The 2,538-nt window shown below is 70.0% G+C and carries 2 protein-coding genes; one reads left to right on the top strand and one right to left on the bottom strand.

Going from position 1 to position 2,538, the window contains the following annotated elements:
• Positions 1-609: SAM-dependent methyltransferase (locus QOI01_RS26940; RefSeq protein WP_526386220.1), on the top strand; the 609-nt coding region annotated here is incomplete at its 5' end.
• Here the strand turns inward: QOI01_RS26940 and QOI01_RS26935 are convergent.
• Positions 606-2,471, bottom strand: a complete 1,866-nt coding sequence (locus tag QOI01_RS26935; protein WP_526386219.1) for a DNA polymerase III subunits gamma/tau — start codon at positions 2,469-2,471, stop codon at positions 606-608. The two genes, QOI01_RS26940 and QOI01_RS26935, sit on opposite strands and share 4 nt — an antisense overlap.
• Positions 2,472-2,538: the final 67 nt, after the last annotated feature.

Genomic DNA, 2,538 nt, shown 5'->3' with positions numbered 1-2,538 from the left:
ACGCTGTCGAAGGAACAGGCGGCGTGGGCGCAGAACGCCATCGCCGAGGAGGGCCTGTCCCACCTGGCCGAGGTCCGTCACGGTGACTACCGCGACGTCCGCGAGTCCGGGTTCGACTCGGTGTCCTCGATCGGGCTGACCGAGCACATCGGGGTGCACAACTACCCGTCGTACTTCCGCTTCCTCAAGTCCAAGATGCGCACCGGCGCTTTGCTTCTCAACCACTGCATCACCCCGCCGGACAACCGCGCCGGGGCGACGGCGGGTGGATTCATCGATAGCTACGTGTTCCCCGACGGGGAGCTCACCGGGTCGGGCCGGATCATCACCGAGGCTCAGGACGCCGGCCTCGAGGTGGTGCACGAAGAGAACCTGCGCCACCACTACGCGATGACGTTGCGGGACTGGTGCCATAACCTCGTCGAGCACTGGGACGAGGCGGTCGAGGAAGTCGGCCTGCCCACCGCGAAGGTGTGGGGCCTGTACATGGCCGGCTCGCGACTGGGCTTCGAGACGAATGTCGTTCAGCTGCACCAGGTTCTGGCGGTAAAGCTCGACAACAAGGGCGCCGACGGCGGCCTGCCGCTGCGGCCGTGGTGGACCGCTTAGGATCCGTCGACCCGGCGGGCTCCCAGCTGGCTCTGCAGTAGTTCGAGCGCGACCTCCTCCGGGTCGCGGCGTGGTCCGGCCTCCTCGTGAACGGCCTGGGCGAGCATGCTCTCCTCGTCGTCCTCCTCGGCCGGGGCCGGAGCGGGTGACGCAGAGGGCTGCTGTGGACGCGCGGCGGGTTCGGTAGCCGTCGGAGATCCAGCCTCGCACCGGATGTTCCAGTTCACACCGAGGGCATCCTTCAGCGCGTCGCGGATGATCTCGACGTTGCGAGCCTCGTTGAGACGCTTCGCGAGCGGCGCCGAGACGTGGCTCAGCACCAGGGTGTCACCCTCGACCGCGAGGACGATGGCGCCGTCGAGCATGACGTCGGTGGGACGTCGGCGCTCGCGCACCTTTTCCCGGACCGTAGTCCACATGGTGCGCACGGCCGCCGCGTCGGGCTGATCCGATGCCACGGGCTCGGCCGCCGGCGGCGGGGACGTGGCGACGGGAGGCGGCGCAGGCTCGACGGGAGGCGGCACTTGCGGCGCAGGCACCGACGCGACGGGCGTGGGCGCTGGCCGTTCGGCGGGCGGTGCGACGGCCGGCGCGGGTGGCTCGGGCGAGGCGGGCAGCTCGGGCGAGGAACTCCTGCGGGTGAACTGCTTGGCGGGCGCGGGCTCCACGGAGGCGACGGCCTGCGATGTCTCCCCTGCCGGAATCGACACGTTCAGCCGGGTCTCGATGCGCTCGATCCGTTGCAGCAGAGCAGCTTCGGTGTCGCTTGCCGACGGGAGAAGCAGGCGCGCACACACCACTTCGAGCAGCAGTCGCGGAGCGGTGGCGCCCCGCATCTCACCGAGACCCGCGTGCACGACCTCGGCGTAGCGCGTCAACGTCGCGGTGCCCAGCCGAGCGGCCTGGTCTCGCATCCGCTCCAGCACGTCCTCGGGAGCGTCGACGACGCCGCGGGTCGCGGCATCGGGCACGGCCTGCAGCACGATGAGGTCGCGGAAGCGCTCGAGCAGGTCGGTGGCGAAGCGGCGCGGGTCGTGGCCGGCATCGATGAGCGACTCGACCGCTCCGAACAGCGCCGAGGCGTCACCGGCCGCGAGCGCGTCGACCGAGGCGTCGATCAGCGCGAGGTCGGTGGCGCCGAGCAGGGACAGCGCCCGGCCGTAGTCGACACGGTTGCCCACGGAGCCGGCCAACAGCTGGTCGAGCATGGAGAGCGTGTCGCGGGGGGACCCGCCGCCTGCGCGGATCACCAGCGGGTACACCGCGTCGTCGACGGTGACGTCCTCCTGCGCGCAAATGCGTTCGAGCAACCCACGCATCGCCTTCGGGGCGAGAAGCCGGAACGGGTAGTGGTGGGTGCGCGACCGGATGGTCATCAACACCTTGTCGGGCTCGGTCGTCGCAAACACGAAGATGAGGTGTTCCGGCGGCTCCTCCACGATCTTGAGTAGCGCATTGAACGCCTGAGGCGTGACCATGTGCGCCTCGTCGACGATGAAGATGCGGTATCGCGACTGGGCGGGGGCGTAGAACGCCCGGTCACGCAGTTCACGGGCATCGTCGACTCCGTTGTGACTGGCGGCGTCGAGTTCGGTGACGTCGAGGTTGCCCGGCCCATTCGGGGCCAGCGCCACGCAGGAGTCGCAGACCCCGCACGGCGTCGGGGTGGGGCCCCGTTCGCAGTTCAGCGAGCGGGCCAGGATGCGCGCCGAGGATGTCTTGCCGCAGCCACGGGGGCCGGAGAAGAGGTAGGCGTGGTTGATCCGTCCCGACTCCAGCGCGGTCGACAGCGGCTCGGTGACGTGCTCCTGCCCGACCACTTCGGCGAAGGAGGCGGGTCGGTACTTGCGGTAGAGAGCCACGACGCCCACGCTACCCAGGTCCCCCGACTCGCCGCGTCCCTAGCCGCGCTGCAGCAGCGACTCGGTG

It is taken from the genome of Mycobacterium sp., from assembly GCF_032162605.1.
Taxonomy (GTDB): Bacteria; Actinomycetota; Actinomycetes; order Mycobacteriales; family Mycobacteriaceae; genus Mycobacterium.
This window is presented reverse-complemented; position numbering and strand designations above follow the sequence as displayed.